General features: G+C 46.6%; 13 protein-coding genes. All 13 read right to left on the bottom strand.

Annotated elements, in window-relative coordinates:
• Positions 1-5: 5 nt before the first annotated feature.
• Entirely contained in the window at positions 6-1,667 is a 1,662-nt protein-coding gene (locus tag L4D79_RS11310) for a methyl-accepting chemotaxis protein (RefSeq protein WP_428651436.1), read from the bottom strand.
• Positions 1,668-1,773: 106 nt separating this feature from the next.
• Entirely contained in the window at positions 1,774-3,372 is a 1,599-nt protein-coding gene (locus L4D79_RS11305; RefSeq protein WP_428651433.1) for a sulfatase family protein, read from the bottom strand.
• 86 nt (positions 3,373-3,458) lie between these two features.
• A complete protein-coding gene (locus L4D79_RS11300; RefSeq protein WP_428651430.1) occupies positions 3,459-5,630 on the bottom strand; it encodes a glycoside hydrolase family 3 N-terminal domain-containing protein in 2,172 nt (723 codons plus the stop codon).
• Between the two features lie 91 nt (positions 5,631-5,721).
• The gene (locus L4D79_RS11295) at positions 5,722-6,201 is read right to left on the bottom strand and encodes a hypothetical protein (RefSeq protein ID WP_428651427.1); all 480 of its coding nucleotides are present in this window, start codon (positions 6,199-6,201) and stop codon (positions 5,722-5,724) included.
• Complete coding sequence (locus tag L4D79_RS11290) at positions 6,201-7,022, bottom strand: carbohydrate ABC transporter permease (RefSeq protein WP_428651424.1); 822 nt, start codon at positions 7,020-7,022, stop codon at positions 6,201-6,203. Before L4D79_RS11290 ends, L4D79_RS11295 begins: the two co-directional genes overlap by 1 nt.
• Positions 7,023-7,024: 2 nt before the next feature.
• Positions 7,025-7,627 carry a carbohydrate ABC transporter permease gene (locus tag L4D79_RS11285; protein WP_428651421.1) on the bottom strand — a complete coding sequence of 201 codons (603 nt, stop codon included), beginning with the start codon at positions 7,625-7,627 and terminating at the stop codon, positions 7,025-7,027.
• A 356-nt stretch (positions 7,628-7,983) separates the two neighbouring features.
• A complete protein-coding gene (locus L4D79_RS11280) occupies positions 7,984-9,228 on the bottom strand; it encodes an extracellular solute-binding protein (RefSeq protein ID WP_428651415.1) in 1,245 nt (414 codons plus the stop codon).
• A gap of 129 nt (positions 9,229-9,357) precedes the next feature.
• Positions 9,358-10,344, bottom strand: coding sequence for a LacI family DNA-binding transcriptional regulator (locus L4D79_RS11275; RefSeq protein ID WP_428651412.1), 987 nt, complete (start codon positions 10,342-10,344; stop codon positions 9,358-9,360).
• A gap of 211 nt (positions 10,345-10,555) precedes the next feature.
• Positions 10,556-13,939 carry a GH36-type glycosyl hydrolase domain-containing protein gene (locus L4D79_RS11270; RefSeq protein WP_428651409.1) on the bottom strand — a complete coding sequence of 1,128 codons (3,384 nt, stop codon included), beginning with the start codon at positions 13,937-13,939 and terminating at the stop codon, positions 10,556-10,558.
• A gap of 39 nt (positions 13,940-13,978) precedes the next feature.
• The gene (locus L4D79_RS11265) at positions 13,979-15,097 is read right to left on the bottom strand and encodes an ABC transporter ATP-binding protein (RefSeq protein ID WP_428651406.1); all 1,119 of its coding nucleotides are present in this window, start codon (positions 15,095-15,097) and stop codon (positions 13,979-13,981) included.
• Positions 15,098-15,594: 497 nt separating this feature from the next.
• Positions 15,595-19,014, bottom strand: coding sequence for a hypothetical protein (locus L4D79_RS11260; RefSeq protein WP_428651403.1), 3,420 nt, complete (start codon positions 19,012-19,014; stop codon positions 15,595-15,597).
• A gap of 75 nt (positions 19,015-19,089) precedes the next feature.
• Positions 19,090-20,742 (bottom strand): sulfatase family protein, encoded by a 1,653-nt coding sequence (locus L4D79_RS11255; protein WP_428651400.1) that lies wholly within the window; start codon positions 20,740-20,742, stop codon positions 19,090-19,092.
• A 46-nt stretch (positions 20,743-20,788) separates the two neighbouring features.
• Positions 20,789-23,176, bottom strand: coding sequence for a beta-glucosidase BglX (gene bglX, locus L4D79_RS11250; RefSeq protein WP_428651397.1), 2,388 nt, complete (start codon positions 23,174-23,176; stop codon positions 20,789-20,791).
• Positions 23,177-23,280 lie beyond the last annotated feature (104 nt).

The raw sequence follows: 23,280 nt of genomic DNA, 5'->3' as shown, positions 1-23,280 counted from the left end.
TACTTCTACACAGAGAAGCGGTTAACTTCACTCTGAAGGGCGTTCGCTAGCTTGGCAATTGTTAGAGATGCGCCTTGACTAGACCCTGAGTCTGTTGCGGTTTTATCGGCTAAGGCATTAATTTCAAATACATTGCTATTCACATCCCCAGTCACCACTGCTTGCTGCTCAGCGGCAGACGCTATCTGAATATTCTTTTCTGCAATACTGGCGACAGTTTCTGTTATCGCCTGCAGCGCATCACCAGCCTGCCGGGTTTTAACCGTGCTCTCACGGGCATATTGATCACCCGACTCCATCCGCTCAATGGCATGCTGACAGCCCGTTTGCAGACGTGAAATAGTGTCTTGGATATCCTCAGTGGCGCTCTTGGTCCGTTGGGCCAAGTTACGAACTTCGTCAGCAACAACGGCAAAACCGCGCCCATAGCTACCGGCCCTCGCGGCCTCAATGGCTGCGTTTAATGCCAGCAAATTGGTTTGATCGGAAATATCACGTATGGTGTCTGAAACACTACCAATATCATGCGAATGTTTGCCAAGTTCGTTAATCGCGACTTTTGCCTGATCAATCTCTTTGGCTAAGTCCACAGACTGGGCTATCGCTTCGTTAACCACACTCACACCATTCTGTGCAAGTTCATCTGACTTCTGAGACGCTTCCGCTGCCGAGACAGCACTTGCAGCAACATCACTCACCGTTGCAGTCAGCTCTTCAGTCGCCGTTGCAATTTGCTGAATTTGCGCCTGCTGTGAAGCCGCATTTGACGCAGTCTGCTCGCTGAGCTGGGTATTTTGTTGAGAAGCAACGTTTAGCTGATTAGCAGAATCGCCAATCAAGGAGACGGTTTGCTGGAACCTTGCGGCAATGTTATTGACAGCATTACCAATAACTGTGAATTCATCTTGCCCCTGTACCTGTGCCCGGCAAATCAGATTCCCTTCCGCGATGCTGTTTGCTGTTGACTGCAAACCCTTAAGTGCAAAAACAATGCGTCGGATTGTCAAAAAGGCGATGCCGATCAGTAGCAATGTACTGATAGCCAAAGCGGTACTCATGCTAAATACAAAACGCTGGCCGTTACTAACGGCTTCAGCGTAGGCATCTCGTGCCCCTGTTGCACTTAAGTCATTCATCGTACTCAGTAACACTTTGAGTTGCTCAATTTTAGGGTTTACTTCATTGAGCAGCAGGATATTGGCTTGCTGAAACTCACCTTGCTCCAGTAAATCAATAATCACCTCAAAGCCAGAGAAAAAAAGGTCATCGGTCAGCGAGCTAGCCTGTGTTGCAGCTTGCTCGAGACTCACGCCCATATTGAATGTCATCAAATCAAAGTACAGCGCCTGCAAGTCGTCATAGCTTTCGAAAATCAAGTCAGTATGAATCGACAACGGGTGGTCATGGTAACTGCCGCTAAATGCATTGGGATCATGCTGTATAGCCAATAAAGAGTGAACCCTGGCTTGTTCTACCCGCTGCTGAATATCACTGATTGTTATCACTTTAGCCAAATCATCCTCAACCAATATCGAAGTCTGATTTGATAAATGACTTAACCCACTTAACCCTTCATATCCCACGAATGCAATCGAGCAGAAGGCAATAGCAATAGTGACGATCAACCGGTTGGTGATTTTTTTCGTCCATGTGAATAGTGATGACATAATATTTTTATTCTCTTTATGTAGGGTATTTTTATCTAGGGCTTAGTACCTAAGCCCTGAGTCATTGAATTACGTAAAGTAGAAACTGATAAATACCGGCTTTCACTTATTGGCTGGCTACCTGAAAGCTATCGGGGAATAGTTCTTCCAGCGTCGGGGCAGGTTTATATTCGAGCGGTAAATTGACCCACTCAACCCGAGGCGGTACATCATATTTAGCTTCAAGTTTGCCGATTTCAGCTTTTAGCCGCGCGATCTCTTGCTGGTAACGGGGATCGTCGATCGCATTATTCATCTCTGTCGGATCTTCTTCGATATCGTAAAACTCCCACTCGTCGATATCGTAATAGAAGTGCATTAGCTTATAACGACTATCACGGGTGCCATAATGCCTTGTCACATCATGCATCGCTGGATATTCATAGAAGTGGTAATACAATGACTGACGCCAACCGGCAGGAGACTCTCCGTCTAGCAGCGGCACCATAGATTCACCCTGAATATCAGCAGGCACATCAACACCTGCGTATTCAAGGAAAGTGGGTGCATAATCGATATTCTGTACTAAGTGCTCCACCACCGATCCCGCTTTGATACGGTTTGGATACTGGATCAACAGCGGAGCACGGAACGACTCTTCATACATAAATCGCTTATCGAACCAACCATGCTCTCCCATATAGAAGCCCTGATCAGAGGTGTAAACAACAATGGTATTATCTGCAAGGCCATTGGCTTCAAGGTAATCCAGCACCTCACCGACAGATTCATCTACCGACTTAATTGTTGCCAGGTAGTCTTGGAGGTAACGCTGGTATTTCCAAATGGCAATTTCCTCACCCGTCATATTGGCTTCGTTGGCGTTAAACCAATCGTTGCGTTCTTGATAGGCTTCATCCCACGCCTGACGCTGCTCCGGTGTTAACCGTGCCAGTAGAAACGGCCAGATATCCTCGCGCCACTCTGTCTCACCGACCCCTTTGGTCATTTTCAAATCATGACCTTCCTGCGCATCCCGGTAGATAGTCATGGTTTGCATGGCTGCCGCCGCGCGACCTTCGTAGGTATCAAAGTAATTATCAGGTACAGGGAATGTTGTATTCTCAAATGCACGCATGTGTTGTGGCGCTGGCATCCAATTACGGTGCGGCGCTTTATGATGCAGCAGCAAGGCAAAAGGTTTGTCGCTTTGCTGCTGCTCTTCCAGCCACCGCAGCGACTTTTGAGTGATCAGCTCGGTGGTATAGCCGTGCTCACGCTTCACACCTTGGGACGTAATAAAGTCAGGGTTGTAATACTCACCCTGATCATTAAGTACTTCCCAGTGATTAAAATCGATACCTTCCGGTGTTAAGTTGATATGCCATTTGCCAATACAAGCGGTGGTGTAACCATGAGATTTAAGCAATCTTGGCCAAGTCGGCTGATGGCCATCAAACAATTGCCCGTTATGGTTAAAACCGTTTTTATGGCCAAACTTTCCCGTCAGCATGGCAGCCCTCGATGGGCCACACAGGGAGTTGGTCACAAAGGATTGGTCAAACCGCGCGCCATTTTTGGCGATACGGTCGATATTAGGAGTCGGTGCTAGATGAGCAATATCGCTGTTGTAAGCACTCAATGCCCGAATCGCATGGTCATCAGACATGATGTAGATAATATTGGGGCGAGTCGCTGGCGGCTCAGCCTGTCTTTCTTTCGTCATGATAGCTGGCTCTTATCTGTGCCCCGCTGAAAATTACGGGGCACAAAGAAATGAAGGAAATACGGAAAGGTGGAATCAAAAGCTGATTAGCTCACCTTAACTTCTGCACTCAGCGCCGCGGTACAGTCACCGCCGACATACACCTCGACTGTCGAAGGCTCGAGTGAGAAGGTTTTCTCCAAACCATAGAAACATAGCTTCTCTGCGGGAAGCGCTAGCGTCACATCCTTAGACTCACCCGGCTCCAGAGTTACGCGGCAGAAATCTTTTAGCTCACGCACCGGACGCGTGGTCGAGGCAACCTGCTGTCGGATATAACACTGAACCACCTCAGTCGCGGTATGAGTGCCTTTGTTATGCAGAGTAACAGTCGCTTCCAATGTCTCGTCCGCTGTCATGCCAGCTTGGTTCAAGCGCAGGTTGGAATATTCAAACTCACCATAAGTCAGGCCAAAGCCGAATGGATAAAGTGGGGTATCTTTTTGATCTTTATAAGGCTGGTAGTCTTGGAAATCACGCATTTTACCCAGCGGCTTACGGGCATAGTACATCGGGATCTGGCCTGTGCTGCGCGGCACCGACATCGGCAAACGGCCTGACGGTGACACATCACCAAACAACAAGCGCGCAACAGCGTGACCAGTCTCAGTACCTGACTGCCATGCATACAAAAGTGCATCGGCATACTGCTCTGTTGCCGCTGACGGTACAGGGCGGCCGGTACATTGCACCACAACCAGTGGTTTACCAACCTCACCAATCGCTCGGATCAGCTCTTCCTGACCTGCTGGTAATGTCAGCTCGGCAATATTACGCGCTTCACCGGTACGACGATGGCTCTCGCCAGTACAGAGGATCACAATGTCGGCACGGTGGGCACATTCCACCATTTCATCGGTAAATGCCGCTTCTTCGGTCAACAGTTCAAAGGTGCAATCAAGCTTGGAGGTCCATGCTTTAATGCCTTCATAGATGCTGGTCACATCCTCGGTACGCCCGTCTAGACACCATGATCCTAAATGCTGGCGCTTAGAATGGGCATGCGGGCCAATCACCGCGATGGTCATCGGTTTGGCGTCAATCGGTAGCAAATCTTGGTTGTTTTTCAGCAGTACCATGCTTTGCTCGGCGACCGTTTGCGCCTCTGCGAGATGTTCAGGGTGACGCATCACACTCTTGTGTTTGAACTCATCAACATAAGGACGCTCAAACAGCCCTGCTTGAAACTTAGTTCGCAACACGCGACGTACAGACTCATCGACAAGCGCAATATCAATCGCTTCTTTGTCTAGTAGGGCTTGAAGATGGTCTTCATAGGCTTCATTGGTCATCGCCATGTCGACCCCAGCCTTGAGCGCATGCTCTGCCGCTCCTTCAGCATCTTTCGCAATACCGAAGTAGGCAAGATCGGATATCGACCCCCAATCACTGATCACCATGCCATCGAACCCTTGTTCTGATTTCAGCCAACCATTGATCAGCGACTGACTGCCAGAAACAGGCGTACCGCCCAAGTCGTTAAAGCCTGACATCACCGTTTCAACCCCGGCATCAACTGCAGCCGCAAAAGGGGGAAGATAGACATTGTGCAGTGTGTTGTCGGAGATTTCGGTGGTGTCGTAGTCACGACCGCCTTCTGAAGCGCCGTAACCAACGAAATGCTTAGCACAGGCGACCAAGGAATCTTCATCAGCTGGCGAGTCACCTTGGAAACCTTGCACTACCGCTTTGGCAAACTGGCTGGTCAGATATGGATCTTCACCACTGCTTTCAATAACACGGCCCCAGCGCGGGTCGCGGACGATATCGAGCATGGGTGCAAACGTCCAATGGATACCCAGCGATGCCGCTTCTTTAGCAATACAACGATACGCACTGCGTACTTGTTCTGGGTTCCACGATGCGGCTTGGGCCAAAGGAATTGGCAGCACGGTTTGCTGACCATAAATCACATCACGGGCAATAATTAACGGAATACCCAGTCTACTACCGTGTACGGCAGCACGCTGAATTTCATTTAATTGGCTTGGGCTAACTGTTTCACCTGGCGCATTACCCGCCCAAGCGGTATCAGCGAGAATACGTGAACCCCAGCGACCTTGGCTAATATGCTCCAGATACGTTTTACGATGAATATTGTATTCCAGCATAGGAGACTGACATAGCTGGCCTATTTTTTCTGCCACCGTCATCCGTGACAATAAGTCCTCAACTCTTTCTTCAACAGGTAAGGTACTGTTCTTATATGGCCGATCCATACAATACTCCGAAATCTATTAATGCTAATTTATCTCAGCAGAGATAATTTAAAAAAGCCGCCCGAGTTGGGCGGCAAAAGATAAAAAATGATTACTTAAAATCAAAGTCAGGGAATGCTTGGGTTAAAAACTCATCCATCTCTGCAGCAAGCTCTTCATTACCCGCGAGCCTAGCACGTTGTAACTGCATGTAGGCCACTTCCGGCACGTATTTGCTGTCTAGCTGAACATAGATATCAATAAATGCTTGGAGATCCTCATCTGCAATCTGTGGGATCAAACGTGCAGGGGCAATCAGGGCCTCTTCATAGAATGAAGGGCGAATACCAAAGAGAGCATGCTCCCAAGCCTCGATAACTTGCTGATAGCCGCCAAGGTATTCTTCGTCAATGCGAAGCTCCAGTTTATTCATCCCTTTCAAGGCGATAACATAATTTTCAGCCGCTTCCTGCTCAACCGCGTAATCGAAATAGCTTTTAGACAGGAAATAAGCTTTACCCCAAGCCGCCCAATAAGCAATTAAGACGACTGAAAGAAGCAGTACGATTTTTTTCAACTGTGCAACGGTCATTACTTCACTCCCACCCCGGTGAACGCCTTAATGAAGTTCTTCTGCATGAAGAAGAATACAAACACAACCGGCACGGCAATCATTGTGGTCATCGCCCATACCTGCTCGAGGTTACCAGCAGGAATATCTTGCTGGAACTTAAACAGGGCGAGCTGCAGTGTCAGCATTGAGTCATCACGGATATAAAGTAGTGGCCCCATGAAATCATTCCACGCCCCCATAAAGGTCAAGATACCGACCGTTGCCATCGCAGGGCGCATCATTGGCAGCACAACCTTGAAGAAAATTCGCATCTCACTGGCACCGTCAATACGTGCCGCCTCAAGATAAGCCTCATCCACCTGAGTCATAAACTGGTACAACAGGAAGATGTTATAAGCACTGATGGCACCAGGGATGATCAGAACCCGGTAAGTATTCACCCAGCCCCAGTCATACATCATCATGTATACCGGAATAGTGAACAAAATCGCCGGCACCATCATTGAAGATAGGATCAAGCGCAACCACACTTGGCGGCCCGGCATCTTGGTTTTAGCGATAGCAAAAGCCACCATCGCCGACAACAAACAGTTCAGTACCATTATTGATACCGAGACAAAGATAGTATTAAAGAAAATACGCCATAAATTCACACTATCAAAGACTTCGATATAGCCCTTGGCAGACCATGAGGTTGGCAAGGAATTCGGTGAGTGCATGATCTCAGAGCCCGATTTGAACGAGTTGATAATCATAAAGAAAAATGGGTAAAGCACGATAAGGCTGGCTGCCAACAACCCAATATAAATTAGCAGCTTACCTTTATTGGAATTATTCATGGTTAGTCCTTACCCTTGGTCAATTTCAACTGAAGTATGGTCAACACGAAAATAACAATCGCAAGTAAAAGACCAATGGTTGATGCCTCACCCATCTTCATCTGTTCGAAACCGGTCTGGTACAGGTGAAGCACTGGCGTTAACGCAGAATTATGTGGACCACCTTGCAAATCGAAGTTCATGAAGACTTCAGTAAACATCTGCAGACCATTAATGACGTTGATCGTCATGACAAACACAATCTGTGGCTTGATGAGTGGCAAGATAATCTTGGTGATTTTGCGCCACCAACCAGCACCATCAATATCTGCCGCTTCAAGCAGTGAGCGGTTAATACTGGCAATACCGCCGAGGAAAATAATCATCTGAACACCGAACCACTTCCAGGCGCTGAACACCGCAATCACCGGCATGGGTAGCCATTTTTCGAACTTCCAGAAAATAGGGGCGCTAAGTACGTTCCAATCCATCATCAATGACTGGATAGGACCAGATGGGCCTGCAATAAAATCAAAGATAATCATCGCAACTGTGATTGACGTCACTACCGGAATAAACAATACCGTCCGGAACAGGCTCGATAAAAACGTAATTTCATTCAGCATTAGTGCTGCACCCATTGCGCAGACAAAACTTAAAGTGATGAAAATAATCTGGTTAAAGAAAACATTAAAAAGAGATTTCCAGAATTTATAATCTGTTGCTGAGTCTATCCAATTACCTAGACCAACAAACCGAGTATTTTCTGGGTTTAGAATATTTATATCTAAAAAACTATTCTGTAATGACAAGAAGAACGGGTACAGCATAAATATTATGAAATATGCTACCCACGGCAACATAAACAGGTATGGCACCCAGTAACGTTTTATGTTCATGGTTTTTATTCCATCTGAAAATTAAAATCTATTGGTGGCTGCAGTCATGCACTGCAGCCGGAATTCGCAATTGAAGTGAACCGTTATCGGCGCATTATTTTTTTAACATCTTCTGTTGCTGCGATAACAGCTTCTTCTGGTGTTAGCCTGTTCATAACAACCGATTGCGAATAGTAATTAAGTAAAATGCTGGACACTTCTGATACCGAGGCATTTGATTCATTCATAACAACATGCTGCAGCTGATCAACAAACGGTTTGATATCCGGTGTCTGGAAGTATGGGTGTTCCTGCAGTGACGTTAACGTTGGCAAATTTTGCAGGGCCATGTTCGCTTCAAGGTTAAAGTCATCTTCCATCAGCAATTCTATTAACTGCCAGCTGCGCTCTTCAACTTCGCGGGTATTTTTGAATACCATCAAGGCACGGCCATCCAGGTTTGAATAGTGCGTATCACCCTTTTTCCTTACAGGAATAGGCGCAATCCCGACATCGTCACCGATGACCATCGGCTTACCCGCTGCATCTTGCAGATTTGCACGCCAAGCAATGCCGTATTGTGGCCAAATACCGATGGTTCGAGAGAAAAAGTTTTGCTCCATGGTGAGCGGGGCAAACTGCTGAAGCTTCTTCATGGTCTCAAGGAATGGCACCATACCCGCTTCTTCTTTATCGAACACAGGGTGTGTACCGTAGCGGTTTAGTAGTTGGTACTCACCATCATTAAAGTTGTAATACATCGGCGACAGCATGTTCCAGTACCAACCGCCACTTGCCAACGCATCATTCCACAGCGCGGCACCATGTACTCGGCTGCCATTTGAACGTGCTGGTAAGTTATTAATCTTCTCTGCGGCAATCAATAACTCATCCCATGTCTCTGGCGGTAAGTCAGGGTCTAGGCCAGCTTCACGAAACAACTCTTTGTTATAAATCATCATCTGGGTTGTTGCGTGCCATGGAATGTAATACTGTCGACCGAAATGCTGCTCCATAAATTGCGGTTCGATACGATCTGTCATCTCATCGAATCCATCAAAATCATCAAGATACATCAAGCGACCTAATTTCGCATACCTTGGTACCATGTAGCCAAAGATCCCGGCATAAACATTCGGGTAGTCACCTGCAGCCATGCGTGTTTCGAGGTTGCCGTCGTTGGTTAATATTAATTCGACATCAGGATAACGCTTTTCATATTCAGGTTTAATGACTTCGTTGACAAATGCCATCTGATCGCCCGATGACACCATAAACTCTATTCTTTCTTTGGCACAAACAGAACTTGCCATGGCAACTAAGAGAACTGTAAGCCACTTGTATTTCATTTCGCTATCCTTATAAGGCTAGATAATATCGCCCAAAATCACAAAACATGGCTGTTGCCATGATTATTCATGGCAACTAATTATTTAGATATGTTTTAACCTGAAAGAAAGAATAAACAAATATAAAAACTACACGGTTTCTCGATCAACAATTTGAGTTGGTAGAATTGTTACTTGTTCTATTTCTTTTTCGCTATTCATCGCACTAAATAGTACTTCAACAGCTTTAACGCCCATTTCGTACTTATGGTGAGTAACAGTACTCAATGCAGGTATTGTTCTTTCAGATTCTCTGATATTGTCAAAACCAATGAGCTTTAGTTGCTCTGGAATTTTAATACCATTCTCGTTTGCAGCCCTGATAATGCCCAGAGCCATTTCATCATTTGCGGAAAAAATTGCTTTAGGGGTTTCACCCTGTTCAATAATTTCCTTCATTTTCAAGTACGCATCTTCTTCAGTAAAATCAGACTTAATAATCAGGTTGTTATCAAATTTGACATTATAGAAGCCGAGTGCGGCAATGTAGCCTTCCAGGCGCTTCTGGTTATCGTACGAATCATCAGGGCCACAAAAGTAATGAACCTGCTGGCAACCATTTGAAATTAATTGTTTGGTTGCACCAAATGCCCCACCAAAGTTATCAATTAAAATATTGTAGATATTCTCAGCTTTAACTTCACGGTCCAGAGCAACAATCGGTAAGTCTTTTGAAGCGACAGATTTAAGGAAATCATCATCAAAGGCATTGCTCAAGATGATAGCACCGTCAATCATCTGATCCTTGAGGTAACGGTGTGCTGTCGACTCCGCCCCGCCAAATAGGCTACAGGCAATCAAGTCATAGCCCATCTCATGCACTTTGCGCTCGATACCCTGCACTAGCTCACTGTAGATAGGACCGAACCAAGAGTTAAAGAAGATACCAATAGCACCCACATTCTTCTGTCTTAGCCGTTTTGCATTGCTGTTTGCAGAGTAGTTCAGTTTCTTTGCTATTTCTAACACGTGGTTACGAGTTTTCTCGCTGATACGATCACTGTTGTTAATCGCATAAGACACTGTCGAAATAGATACCTTCGCTTCTCTAGCGACATCTTTGATTGTAGGCCTCATTAGTTAAACCTTATTCCTCTCACTTAAACCGAAAATAGTTGCAACCTTGCGTACTAAAATAATTTTTTGTATTTGTAGCTCGTTAACTTGAAGTATAACGGATCATGTAAAACGTTTCTACAAATCGAAAGAGAGTAACATTGACGCACAACACATAATACGACTGATGATAAGGTTGACACCCCGGAATCCGGGGTGTCAGGCCTAATAACTACAGCCAGATAACCAGCTCATTTTGCGTATCTTGCAGCATTGAAGCCACAACCTGCTTCTCGATCAGCGCACCGCCCGTACGATAAGCATTTGGTGTTAGCGAAGTTGCAAGATCCTCACCATTGAGTTCAACACGTTTTGGCGTATAAGTGCCCTGCTCAGGGTTGATAACCAAGGTACATGGCTTGCCATAAAGTGTGAAGTCCAAGGTCACTTTACCCATTTGCTTGGCAATAATAGGGTCAAGCACCAAAGCATCATTCTCAAAGCGGATTCCCAGCACATTGCTGATCACCTGGTTGATGTAGATACCAGGGCCGCTTGAGTAAATACGCCACCCGCCTTTCACTGCGACTTCGCCTTTTTTCAGCTTGTCGAAATCACGGTACGCTTCGTAGCGATCATTGAACTTACCGTCTGAGCTTGAGAAGTATGCGTTAGACTGACGCACCTCTGCGTTAGGCACGGCATTTTGAATCCCCACAGGAACAATCTTGTATAGGTTCTGTGCGACTTCATCGGCCTTACCCATTTTACACAGGGCTTCAATAAAGCGGATATGGGCGTGGCAGTACTGCAGGCCAACCTCTCGGCCAAGGTTTGCCGCCAACTCAGCACGCTTAAAGTAACTCTGCTTACCCCCTTGGTATTTCGCCATTTTCTCCATCAGGCGGACACCATCAGGGTGAACGAGGTTCTCTTCGATGATAGCCATGTGCTTGTCGGCCATCTCTTTATCGAATGTTTCCGAGATGATTGAACGTGATGCAGGAAGCAGACGGTACTTGATGCCCGTTTTCTTATCTGACGGATGCAGTAGATACTCAACCTGCTCAACGTCTTTGTTCGGCAAGTGGATAAAGCCGGCAATCACCCCATCTTTGATCAACAGGTTGTTGTAGTCCTCTTCCATCTCAATCGCTAGTTTATTGATTGTATGCACAAAAACAGCAAATTCTGGGCTGCCTTCTAGGGCCGAGCTCATCGTTTTCAGTGCTTGCAGCGTTAGCGGAATAGTCCAGCCACTCACCATGTTTTCACGAAGGGCCTGATTGGCTGGCTGCAAGGTATCATCCCAGTCGCCGTCACCGTAGCATGACAGTGAGGTACCAGGGATCAGGTTGTCGATGATGTGTTTAACCTGGCGCTCAACATGGGCAAACAGCGTGTATGTTTCGGTCGTAAACGCAAAGCCGTCTTCAATGCTGGTATAAGGCACCTCAATGTTCAGTACATCTAGGTCGCCCGTCGCGGTGATGTAGTCAGCAATCGCCTTCAGAGGCCAAACAACGATATCGCCGTGGCAGTCTTCCTGCTGGATCTTGGCGTACTTGTCGAACATGAACCACTGCGGCCACGTGCCTGTTTCGATGTGCTGGTGGCTATAAATCGTTTCTAACAGATCAACCACACGATCGTAACGCTGCATCGACATGAAGAACTCAAATGGCCCCTGTGATACATCACGGGTCCCCCATGCTGCACCTGAGTACTGCTCCAGTCCATGCGGCGTACTGTAATGCACCAATGCATTGTGGGTAAACCACTGCATCGTGTCATTCAGTTTCTGCGCATTGTAGTTGTCGTTCTCGAAATCAATGTGGAAGTTATTGATCAATGTATGTTGTGAAGCTTGGTATTTCTCAACTTCCGTGGCGAAATTCAATGCAACAGGCGCAGTCAACTCGTCAGCGGTTAGCGCACCAAGTACCGTCAAGCTAGACTTGCCCTGAACCTTACCTTGGAAAAGCACATAGCGAACGCTGTCTGACGCTTTCACCAATGAGACTTCGGCCAGAGACTTGTCTGGACGAATGGCATATTTCAGCTCTGGGTGAACCGAATTCATCAGCTCGAAGTCACCAGACACTGTCATAAATTCATCTTGGTGCTCAACGACAATTGTCGCATCGTACTCATTGTTACCCATCACCAATTGGTTGGTCACAATGACTTCAAGTGCATCAGACAGGTTAACCGTTTCAATATCCAACTGGATTGAGGCAGAATCCTGAGCACTGAAGCTGGTTACCACGATGTAGCCTTGCTGGTATTTATACACCCAGCGAGAGAAGTTCAGGCCCGTTTCGTAGGCAGAAGGCATAGACAGGATACGGAAATCCTCACCTTCTTTAACCCAGATACGCTGGCCACTGTATTTAAATAAGTTCAGAGACGTACGATCAACACCCAACAGTTTGTTGAATGATGTATTACCGATCACCACATGCGAATTAAACACGCCGTACATACCGTGGGTTGAGCTCATCACGGCATTTTGGAAGTCCTGGCAGTTTCCAGAAGACACCATATGGCCCGTTGAACGTTCAAGCACACGCTCTTTTTCAGGCAATGTAACGTAACGGCTTTCACCTTTCTGCTCACCGTAGAAGAAAGACAGTAGCTTGCCATCTTGCTCTTCAGCAAAACGACGCTCTTCACCGAAGAAACCTTTAATTTCTTCTGCCGTTAGCTCATCACCAACGAGTACGTTATAGCCATTAAGGAAGAATGAAGGCAGCGTTTGTTCCGTTGCTGTCGTCATTGCAGGCGCTTGGTATGCAGCTTTGATAGGCTCAAGATCACCGGCTTTAGCAACATTTGAGCCATTAAGGTTAGTACCAAATGAAATATAGAATACAGACTCAGCGCGCTGTGCAGGTGCTAGGGTGATGTCTGCTGTTTGCAGTGCCACATAGCCCATTTCAAACTGCAGTTTTTCATTCGCTAGTGTCGGCTGAGAAAGCACCACTGGTGTGGGTTCAAAGCGGTAGTCTTTACCGAAGAATTGGTAGCCATCCGTTGAGTAGCCAACAATGGTATCTGTCAACGAACCAATCTGTGAACATGGATTACCCGTACTTTGCGGTAGGTTTTGACGTGAACATACCACATAACCTTCTTGCTCAAGCTCAAACACTTGGTGGTCTAGGTATTGGCTAACGTAGCATTCATTACTTTTCACGCCGCCTTCATCGGCTAGCGCAAGATCTTGACCAAAGACAAGGTCATACATCAACTCATCGTCATGCAGATTCTCTACCTGAGTGGTAAAGAATACTTTTTCAGATTTAGCATCTAGGCTAATCATCACAACAGCACGGAATGTCTCGGTTGTCGTTTCCCAACCAACTAAACCTGCTTCAGTACGGAAGGTTCGCATATTATGGTTAAGGTGCATAAGCGGCATAAATGAAATACCTGCGTCACTCTTAACTCGGATGTAAACATTTGATAATGCACCTTCAAATTCACTAGGCTCAAAAAGGTTTAACATTACATTACCAGATTTAATATTCTTCAGAACATTATGCTCAGTAAATTCTAGGTTAAGTAAACCATTTGAAACCAAGTGGTTTGAATCAGAAATTGTATGGATCATGAAATTAAACTACCTATACTATAATTTTAAAACTGTCAGTTATTCTGTCGGAATAAAAATATTTTCTTCGGTGCTTTTATCAAAAATATGGCATTTATTCATATTGAAAGAAATGCGATGCACGCTTTGTTTGCATAACGCAACATCAGGGCTTACATGCTTACAAATCATCTGCTTACCATTAAAATCTAAGTAAACAAAAGATTCCGAACCCATTTCTTCTACTTCAGTGATATTTGCATCACAGCTATTTTCGCCTGGCTTCATAGAAATATGTTCAGGGCGTAAGCCTAGGTAAATATCCTGGTTATTATATTGCTCAGCCGTTGCTTGCTTATCGTCAGGCAATTCAAATAAATGACCATCGATATCAACTGCCATTTTATTCGAATCTGTTTTAGTTAACTTACCTTCCAACATATTCATTGTTGGTGAACCAATAAATTCAGCAACAAACTTATTAACTGGCTTGTGATATAGATTCATTGGTGTGTCGACCTGCATAATCGCTCCACGATTTAGCACACAGATTCGATCACCCATGGTCAACGCTTCAACCTGATCATGCGTTACATAGATCATCGTTGCAGGACGGCCACTTTGTTTTAACTCATCATGCAAGCGTGAAATACGCATCCGCATAGAAATACGTAGCTTGGCATCAAGGTTTGAAAGCGGTTCATCGAACAAAAAGACTTCAGGCTTACGTACCATGGCACGGCCGAGGGCAACACGCTGACATTGACCACCGGACATTTGACCCGGTTTGCGATCTAGAAGGTCTGAAATCTCAAGTATCTCAGCGGCTTCTTTTACTCGACGCTCGATTTCATCTTTTGGCTTTTTACGTGTTTCCAGGCCAAAAGCCAGATTCTGGCGCACTGTCATATGTGGGTAGAGCGCATAGTTCTGGAACACCATTGCAATACCACGATCTTTCGGAAGAACGTCATTACAATGCTTATCACCGATATGAAGATCACCACTGGTAATACTTTCAAGCCCGGCAATCATTCGTAGTGTGGTCGATTTGGCACAGCCCGAAGGACCAACCAGCACCATGAACTCACCATCCTTGATGTCCAGACAAAAATCATGAACAGCGTGATAACCATTCTTGTAAATTTTGTTTATGTTTTGCAGCTTGACCTGGGCCATAACCGTACTCTTCGTAGAAAATTGTTTGTGTTGAAACGTTTCTACAAATAGTAAGTAAACACCCATTTACTGTCAACAAAAGGTAGCAAATCAGGTACACCGGTCACACTTTTTTATTCGCCCTTACTTCCACCCTGTAAGAATCACAAAATAACACAGACAAAACAATACTTTAAAAGCAGCGAGCACCCTAACATGGGGTTCAAGCAGACTCAGCACCAATAGATTTACAAGCGCTTTTTTGATCTTCGAGTATCAGGCATTGCCTAAAAACTTGATGCATGTCTAACTTTTTGATTTTAGGGCTATAGAAATCATCCCATTTAAATTTCATTGCTTTCGAAACGATTTAGCAACAACCGGCCCATCTCTATTTCAAAACTGTATTAATACTGAATGTAGAAAAACGCAAGACCAGACATTAATCAAAAAAAAGCCTAACCTCATACGGTTAGGCTTTTTGACACTCACTCGGTTGTATAAGAGTAACTACGCCACTAGTAACATTGCGGACCATAATTACAGTAGTTATCGTCGAGCAGCTTTTGCTGGTAAACACGTACATCATCCAAGATAACATAGCTAGGCTCTGCGCTATTGCTGTCCTGCTTCATACGCAATACTAAGTTCAGCGCCGTCTCTCCCGGGCGTTTACGTACGGTGACCGTGACTTCTTCAGGGGTATCATTATCTATAAAGCCAACGTCTCGCCAATCACCCGTTGGCGTTGCATCGGAGTTAGGCGGGCTCTGCGGGTTGTCGATATCGAATTTAATTTCAAACTTCGCGTCGGTCAGTTCACGTTGACCTACCTTGAAGCGCACCAAATAGCGCGTCCCAGAAGGATCGTTCGAAATATCGATACTCCGCTCGGCACTTCGCCAATTTGTCACACCACCGCTTAAGTCAAATTTAAGCGAGTTACTGCCTTGGATCACTTCATTACTATCATTGGTAATATATACGTTGTTATCCAATCTCCAGCCTGTGCTGCCTTGCTCAAAGTCACCATTGGTAAACGGCTGCTTCGCCCCGAAAGATTGCAGCGCCGTGTTACCAAACACAAAGATACCATTGCCTTCAGTCAGGTATTCAATATGTAAGTACTTGGCACCTTTTGGTTGTTTTACGTCCACCGTCCGTACGATCGCATCCCAGTTAGCGAAAACATTACCACTTTCTTCACTGGCATAGGCGTCTTCAATATTTCCGGTATCCGACCAGCTCAACCTTACCCTTGCCTTCCCGGTACCTGACTGCGGCTCAATAAAAGCGGACACACGGTATTCGCTATTTTCGAGAGCATTCGGTAAGTAGACCGCTTGGGTTAAATTCGCGATTCCAGACAGTGTTGCCCCATTGCCATAGATACTGCCTCCCCCCGTCACATTACCCGACAGGGTTTGCCACCCGACATCAACACCTTGCTCAAAGTTCGGGTTCTTGAATATCACCTCCCGCCCAGCCAATGGTGCGGTGATGTTGTGGATACCCACGATATCATCTAGTTCAACCCAGTCACCCTGTGGGTCAACCACATCGAAATCAGCAAATATTTCACCGGTTGGCACAACAAACGGCGACCGATGGTAACCAAACTCTTCTGTACTACCATCGGATCGAATACCCGTGACTAACCTCGGGGTCATGGTTGAATACAGCACTTGTTGGCGGCCTTGCTCATTCAACCCAACCTGAACTTCTGGACGATAGAATGTATTTCTAAAATTCTGCACCACACCCGGCTGGATAGTTTCGGCAAGACCGATTGCGCCATACCAAAAATCGGCAATACCGACACTCATTTTGTCATAATCTGGCATATGGCCAGACCAGCGCATCAATAAGCGTGCTTCTTGGTCTCCCGCACTGATCATGGTCTGACGGCGTCCATCACGGTAGGCCATGTAAGCACCGACTACCGCATCGGTTTTACCTAGCTGGCCAAACCCGCTCACCGCAGGGAAGTGAATAAAATCATCAGGGTGATCGGTCGGGCCATCGTTGTAGTAATTACCGCTAGAGTTAGGGCTATGGCCCGCGGAGAATCCGGCAAAATAGGTAAAGCCCATCTCATCGGTTTCTGACTGGGTTAGCGCATAGTAGTTATTATTTTGTTCCGCCCACGACTTGCCATTGAAGTGGTGATCTAAAATAAGCGGCCCTCCCATGATGATAAACGCCGAGTGCGATGACTTAATCACTGGCTGATCAAGCAGCTCGTAGTCGTACAGGAAGTTTTCTCTTTCATAGGTAAACTTGCCATAGTTACGGGTAGCAATAGGATCCTGGGCGGCGGCAATATCACCGTACAGCCAGGTTTCGTTAGACATCAGGCGATTAAGACGAACCGGACCAAAATCATCCGAGTCCCAAGTGATGCGTTGCTCTGCGCGTACAACATCCCCAGAACGTTGGAACACCTGCTGGAGGTATTTTGCGTAGCTGACAATATTTTGGTTATCCGGATACATCTCTGCCGCTTTGATGGCTGCAGGCAGGAATTTCATGCTGATGTACACCTGATATTGGGGATTATTGGCGTTGATTGACCCATCGCTGTTGTAGTTACGGACAAAGTGGCCATCGATACTTTTCACCCCGCCCTTACCGTCCTCATGAAGGCCAGCATGGCGCTTAATTAACAGTTCAACATAGTGCTCAATCTCGGGATCGTATTCCACTTGGTCAGCGACCATCAGCAAATACAGTGCCCAGCCCACATTATCGGCAATCGGGGTGGTGTTGGGGTTGGTATGCTCAAGTTTTCGGTGCAAAAAACCTTCCGGGGAAGCGAAATTGCCTGACATCCCCGACGCTGTCAGCCCTTTGATGGCTGTGACATACTGCGCCAGCTCATCCCGAGTCCATTCATCGAAGCTCATGCGCTCATCGTTGTTGTCCCGCAACAAGAAAGCGCTATCGTCTGCAAACAGCAAATGCCCATCAGCCGTTAGGCTGAAATCGTGCCATAAGGTATCCGACAGCAGATATTGCGTTGGCGATAATTGCCCACTGCTACGCACCTTTTCTAGCGCGGAGAATAGCAGCCCTGTCTTATCATCATGCTCCATGCTGATGTAAAGCCCTGCGGCACCTTCATTGCCATAAACCCGGCTGAATGCTACACCGGTCAGGTTTTCTTGCTGGTAAATACGTTGGGCTGATTGGCTTTGATAGGGCAGCTTATATACGCTATTTGGCGTTTGTAGAAATAGGCTGCCTGCTTCCATATCCAGTGCGATATCCTGAACAGGCCCTGTTACCGACACCTTTTCGACAGCAAGTTGGCGATCGTTATTTTCGACTTCAAACGCAGCATTACGGTCAGCTTCGATACGGTATACCGCTGAATCGCCTCCAACAAATAGGGTCGACGAAAAATAGTTCATACCGACACGCGCCAAATTGCCCGATCCTTTTTCCTGCAAGGATAAGCGATGAAAGACGGTCAACGCTTTAGTGTTGGTGTTATAGGCCAGAATCGCGTCATCCTTCTGTCCCCCCTCGCTGTCACACACAGCAAGGTAAAGAAAACGCCCTGAAGGCGTAAATGTCATCCCGCACAATGCCGTATCATGATTAAGGTTCATATCGGGCAGTAGTTCCACTATATCCGCCGCTTCGATACGGTGCTTCAGGGTTTGAGAAATATCCCTTATTTCGATATTCAAACCTGCAGGATCGGCAACGGCATAACTACCGGCCAGTTTCGCTGTCGCCACACTCTGGCCACTTCCCCCATCAAAAGACCAAGCGCTGATGGCGATATCCGGCGTAGGCCATTCAGCATCTGGTGGCGGGTTACCAGGCTTACTCTCACTACTTCCAGAACCTCCGCCACAACCGGCAATGGATGCAGCAAGTAAACCAATAGAAAACAGCTTTTTATAATTATTCGTGACAGTTATTGTCATCGTCACTTTTCCTCTTTCATCACGCTTGGATATAAACGGCAAAACCGGTAACCCTGCGGTTACCGGTTTAATGAACTACTTGAAACTATGGGGAAACAACTTTTCCAATGATGGGTTTGGGTGGCGTTCGAGAGGTTCATCGCGCCACTCTTCCAACGGGGGAACACCATATTCATCCTGCAATTCAGCAAGACGATGAATGAGACGTCCTACATCTTCCTTGTAACGAGGGTCGTCAATGGCATTAACCATCTCTGATGGGTCAGCTTCCAAGTCATAAAACTCCCACTGATCACCCGGATTGTAGAAATGGATCAATTTGAAACGTCCATCTGAAACGCCATAATGGCGGGCGACATCATGAAACCCAGGGAATTCATAGTAGTGATAATAAAGTGCATCACGCCAGCCGCCGTCGCCCTGCCCTGTAAGCAATGGCAGTAACGATTTGCCATGGACATCTGCGGGGGTTGTCAGGCCAGCCAGTTGCATAAATGTTGGCGCATAGTCGATATTCTGCACTAGCTCGTCGACCACAGTGCCCGGTTTAATCACGCCCGGCAATTGCATAATAAGCGGCGTTGAAAAAGACTCCTCATACATAAAGCGCTTATCAAAAAAGCCATGCTCACCGAGGAAGAAACCTTGATCTGAGGTATACACCACCAGTGTATTATCACTCAGCCCATTCTCTTCCAAGTAGTCGAGCACCTCACCGACACTTTCATCAACAGCTACAATGGTTGCCAGGTAATCCTGCATGTAGCGCTGGTACTTCCACTCTGCCATCTGTTTTTCAGACCAGTTAGCTTCATTGGCATTCATGTAATCATTTCGGGCCTGATAAGCCTTGTCCCACTCGGCACGCTGCTCATCGGTTAATCGCGCTAACAAATGTGGCCAAATATCTTCACGCCACTCCCCCTCACCTTCTGCAACGGTCATTTTGAGATCATGGCCATCCTGAGTGTGGTTCGCGATCGTCATTGTCTGCTTGCTTGCAGCCACCCGCCCTTCATAACTATCAAAGAAGTTATCTGGCAACGGGAATTCTACATCTTCAAACAGCTGAGTGTGGCGAGGAGCTGGCATCCAGTTCCGGTGGGGCGCTTTATGGTGCATCAGCAGGGCAAAAGGTTTCGATTTATCCCGCCCTTTATCAAGCCAAGCCAAGGTTTTATCGGTGATTAAATCGGTGGTATAACCCATTTCCATCTTCACGCCATCGGCGGTGATAAAATCAGGGTTATAGTATTCACCTTGATCATTAAGAATTTCCCAATGATCAAAGTTAAACCCATTGGGGATACGGTTGATATGCCACTTACCGATCATTGCCGTGGTGTAGCCTGAGTCCTGCAGCGCATTTGGCCAGTTAAACTGGGTACCATCGAAGATCTGGCCGTTATAGGTAAATCCGTTTTCATGGCCAAATTTACCGGTAAGCATTGCCGCACGGCTTGGGCCACAAAGGGAGTTAGTGACATAGGAACGCTGGAATTTCGCGCCATTAGCAGCAATACGGTCGAGATTCGGCGTTGGGGCAAGCTTTGAAATAGGGTGACCATAAGCGCTCAGCGCCTGTACGGCATGGTCATCAGACATAATAAAAAGGATATTCGGCCGCTTTGGGCTGGCACCTGTATCTTGCTCTGCCGCCACCGCAGAGTTAACTAACGGCAGGGTAAACACACCCGCCACCAAACTTGATAACAGCGCTTTTTTCATAAAGATTTCCTTTGAAAAAGCCCGTCAACGACGGGCTATATTTTTATTATTTTTCAACCAACTCAAAACTTGCTGTTTGCACATTATCCGAGGCGGTACCGACGAAGACGTCAAATGAACCGGCTTCCACTCCCCAGCTCATATCAGCGCGGTAAAACGCAAGATCCGCCGGCGTCAACGTAAAGGAAATCGTTTTTGATTCGCCTTTATCGAAATGCACTTTCTGGAAACCTTTCAGTTCTTTAACCGGACGGGTAATCGAACCAACATGTTGGCGGGTATATAGCTGAACCACTTCTTCACCGGCGTAATCACCGCTGTTAGTGATTTCTACAGATACAAGCAGCTCACCATCAACCGGCAGCTCTTTGCTGCTCAGGCGAATATCTCCATAATCAAACTGGGTGTAACTCAGGCCGTGACCAAACGCGTACAATGGTGTGTTCGGTGAGTCATCATAGCGGGACTTGTAATGCTCTTGGCGCTGGTTCGGGTTATCCGCAAAGTAAGGACGGCCCGTATTCTTCTCGTTGTAGAAAATTGGCACCTGACCCACAGAGCGAGGGAAGGTCATCGGTAATTTTCCAGAAGGCGTAACATCACCGGAAATAACATCAGCAAGTGCTATCCCGCCCATGGTTCCTGGATACCAAGCATGAAGGATGGCGTCGACATTCTCGTCAGCCCAACGTAAATCATTCGGACGGCCACTCATTACCACCAGCACCATAGGTTTACCAAGCTTTTTCAGCTCTTCCATCACCTGCTGCTGATTACCCGGCAACGTCAATTCAGTACGGCTTGCTGCCTCACCTGACATGCGCTGCTCTTCACCCATGACCATGACAATCACGTCAGATTTTTTCGCTGCAGAGATAGCACACTCCATCTCTTTTTCCAGCGATGGATCATCGGCAGTAATACGTGGCACACCGATACCTTGAAGTGCATCGATATCTTCTTGTGAAGTGATATAGTCGTAACTTGCACCTTTGGCGTAGTTGATCTTAACGTTGTTACCAAAGCGATGCTTGAAACCTTCCAAAACCGTTACTGGATGAGACTTACGATCCCCCGCAGCAGCCCAGTTGCCAATCATGTCAAACTTGCTGTCCGCCAACGGGCCAATCAAAGCAATAGATTTAATTTCGTCGTCTTTTAAAGGTAACGTCTGATTGTCATTTTTAAGCAATACGAAAGACTTACGAGCAACATCACGTGCTGCATTTTGGTTTTCTACACTGAGGATTTCACGCTCGGCTCGAGATTCATCATTGTAGCGGTATGGGTCTTCGAACAGGCCAAGACGCCATTTCATCTCAAGGATTTGGCGAACAGCGGTATCAATTTTCTCTTCTGACACTTTGCCTTCGGCTACAAGCTCTTCGAGGTAGTTGATGTATAACTGGCCAACCATATCCATGTCAGCACCGGCATTAAAGGCTATTTCAGCTGCATGCTTATCATCGCGGGCGTAACCGTGAGGAACCAGCTCATTAATAGCGGTATAGTCGGTCACGACAAAGCCTTCGAACCCCCACTGGTCACGGAGAATATCTGTCAGTAGGCGTTTGCTTCCCGTCGCAGGAATACCGTTCAGGTCATTGAATGAGGTCATGAATGTTGCAACACCGGCATCGACCATTGCTTTAAAAGGAGGCATCTGCGTGGTCCAAAGCTCATGTTCTGAGACATCGGTGGTGTGATAATCCCGTCCCCCTTGCGACAAACCATAACCGACAAAATGCTTTGCCGTTGCCATGATGGTATCTTCTTGGCTTAAGTCATCACCCTGGAAACCTTCAACACGGGCTACCGCCATTGCCGTAGATAAGAAAGGGTCTTCACCCGCCGCTTCAGACACACGCCCCCAGCGAGGGTCACGAACCAAGTCGGCCATAGGGGCAAATGTCCACATAATGCCATCTGCGGATGCTTCTCTTGCTGCAACGCGGGCGCTAAGCTTAGCGGCATCTAAATCCCAGGTTGCCGCTTCACCAATAGATTGAGGAAAAATCGTTTTATGGCCATGAATAATATCGTGACCAACAATCAGTGGGATGCCAAGACGCGTTTCTTCGACGGCGATACGCTGAAGCTGGCGACCGAAGTCAGCACCATAGGCATTGAAAATGGCACCAACCTGCCCATCTTTAATTTGCTGCTCGTAGGATTCATTAATAAATGGCCCAGTGACATTCCGGAAACCGCTTTGCAAGTCAAGTTGCCCAACTTTTTCATTTAACGTCATCTTGTTAATCAAGCCACCAATGTAGGCGTCCATTTTCTCTTTATCATCTTGCCAATGTGCCGATGACGCAGACTCTGTGCGCTCAACATTTATCATGTCACTAAACATTGTTGAACTTGCCATTACATAACCACCCATTGTCATACTCAGCGCGAGCAAAGTCGGCTTTATCACTGTTTTCATACCATTCCCGAAAAATCTTCAAATCAATCTGGATGCTTTGCCTTACTGCTAAATGTCGTATACAGACAGCCTCGACGCTGTATCGTTTCAAGCAACAACCAAAA

This window comes from Photobacterium satsumensis, assembly GCF_050336935.1.
Classification (GTDB): domain Bacteria; phylum Pseudomonadota; class Gammaproteobacteria; order Enterobacterales; family Vibrionaceae; genus Photobacterium; species Photobacterium satsumensis.
Note: the sequence above shows the minus strand (reverse complement) of the source record. Positions and strands in the feature narration are given on the sequence as shown.

Coding starts and splice junctions, on each gene's coding strand:
- L4D79_RS11310 (WP_428651436.1), bottom strand. CDS start 1,667: ATGTCATCACTATTCACATGGACGAAAAAAATCACCAACCGGTTGATC.
- L4D79_RS11305 (WP_428651433.1), bottom strand. CDS start 3,372: ATGACGAAAGAAAGACAGGCTGAGCCGCCAGCGACTCGCCCCAATATT.
- L4D79_RS11300 (WP_428651430.1), bottom strand. CDS start 5,630: ATGGATCGGCCATATAAGAACAGTACCTTACCTGTTGAAGAAAGAGTT.
- L4D79_RS11295 (WP_428651427.1), bottom strand. CDS start 6,201: ATGACCGTTGCACAGTTGAAAAAAATCGTACTGCTTCTTTCAGTCGTC.
- L4D79_RS11290 (WP_428651424.1), bottom strand. CDS start 7,022: ATGAATAATTCCAATAAAGGTAAGCTGCTAATTTATATTGGGTTGTTG.
- L4D79_RS11285 (WP_428651421.1), bottom strand. CDS start 7,627: ATGCTGAATGAAATTACGTTTTTATCGAGCCTGTTCCGGACGGTATTG.
- L4D79_RS11280 (WP_428651415.1), bottom strand. CDS start 9,228: ATGAAATACAAGTGGCTTACAGTTCTCTTAGTTGCCATGGCAAGTTCT.
- L4D79_RS11275 (WP_428651412.1), bottom strand. CDS start 10,344: ATGAGGCCTACAATCAAAGATGTCGCTAGAGAAGCGAAGGTATCTATT.
- L4D79_RS11270 (WP_428651409.1), bottom strand. CDS start 13,939: ATGATCCATACAATTTCTGATTCAAACCACTTGGTTTCAAATGGTTTA.
- L4D79_RS11265 (WP_428651406.1), bottom strand. CDS start 15,097: ATGGCCCAGGTCAAGCTGCAAAACATAAACAAAATTTACAAGAATGGT.
- L4D79_RS11260 (WP_428651403.1), bottom strand. CDS start 19,014: ATGACAATAACTGTCACGAATAATTATAAAAAGCTGTTTTCTATTGGT.
- L4D79_RS11255 (WP_428651400.1), bottom strand. CDS start 20,742: ATGAAAAAAGCGCTGTTATCAAGTTTGGTGGCGGGTGTGTTTACCCTG.
- bglX (WP_428651397.1), bottom strand. CDS start 23,176: ATGAAAACAGTGATAAAGCCGACTTTGCTCGCGCTGAGTATGACAATG.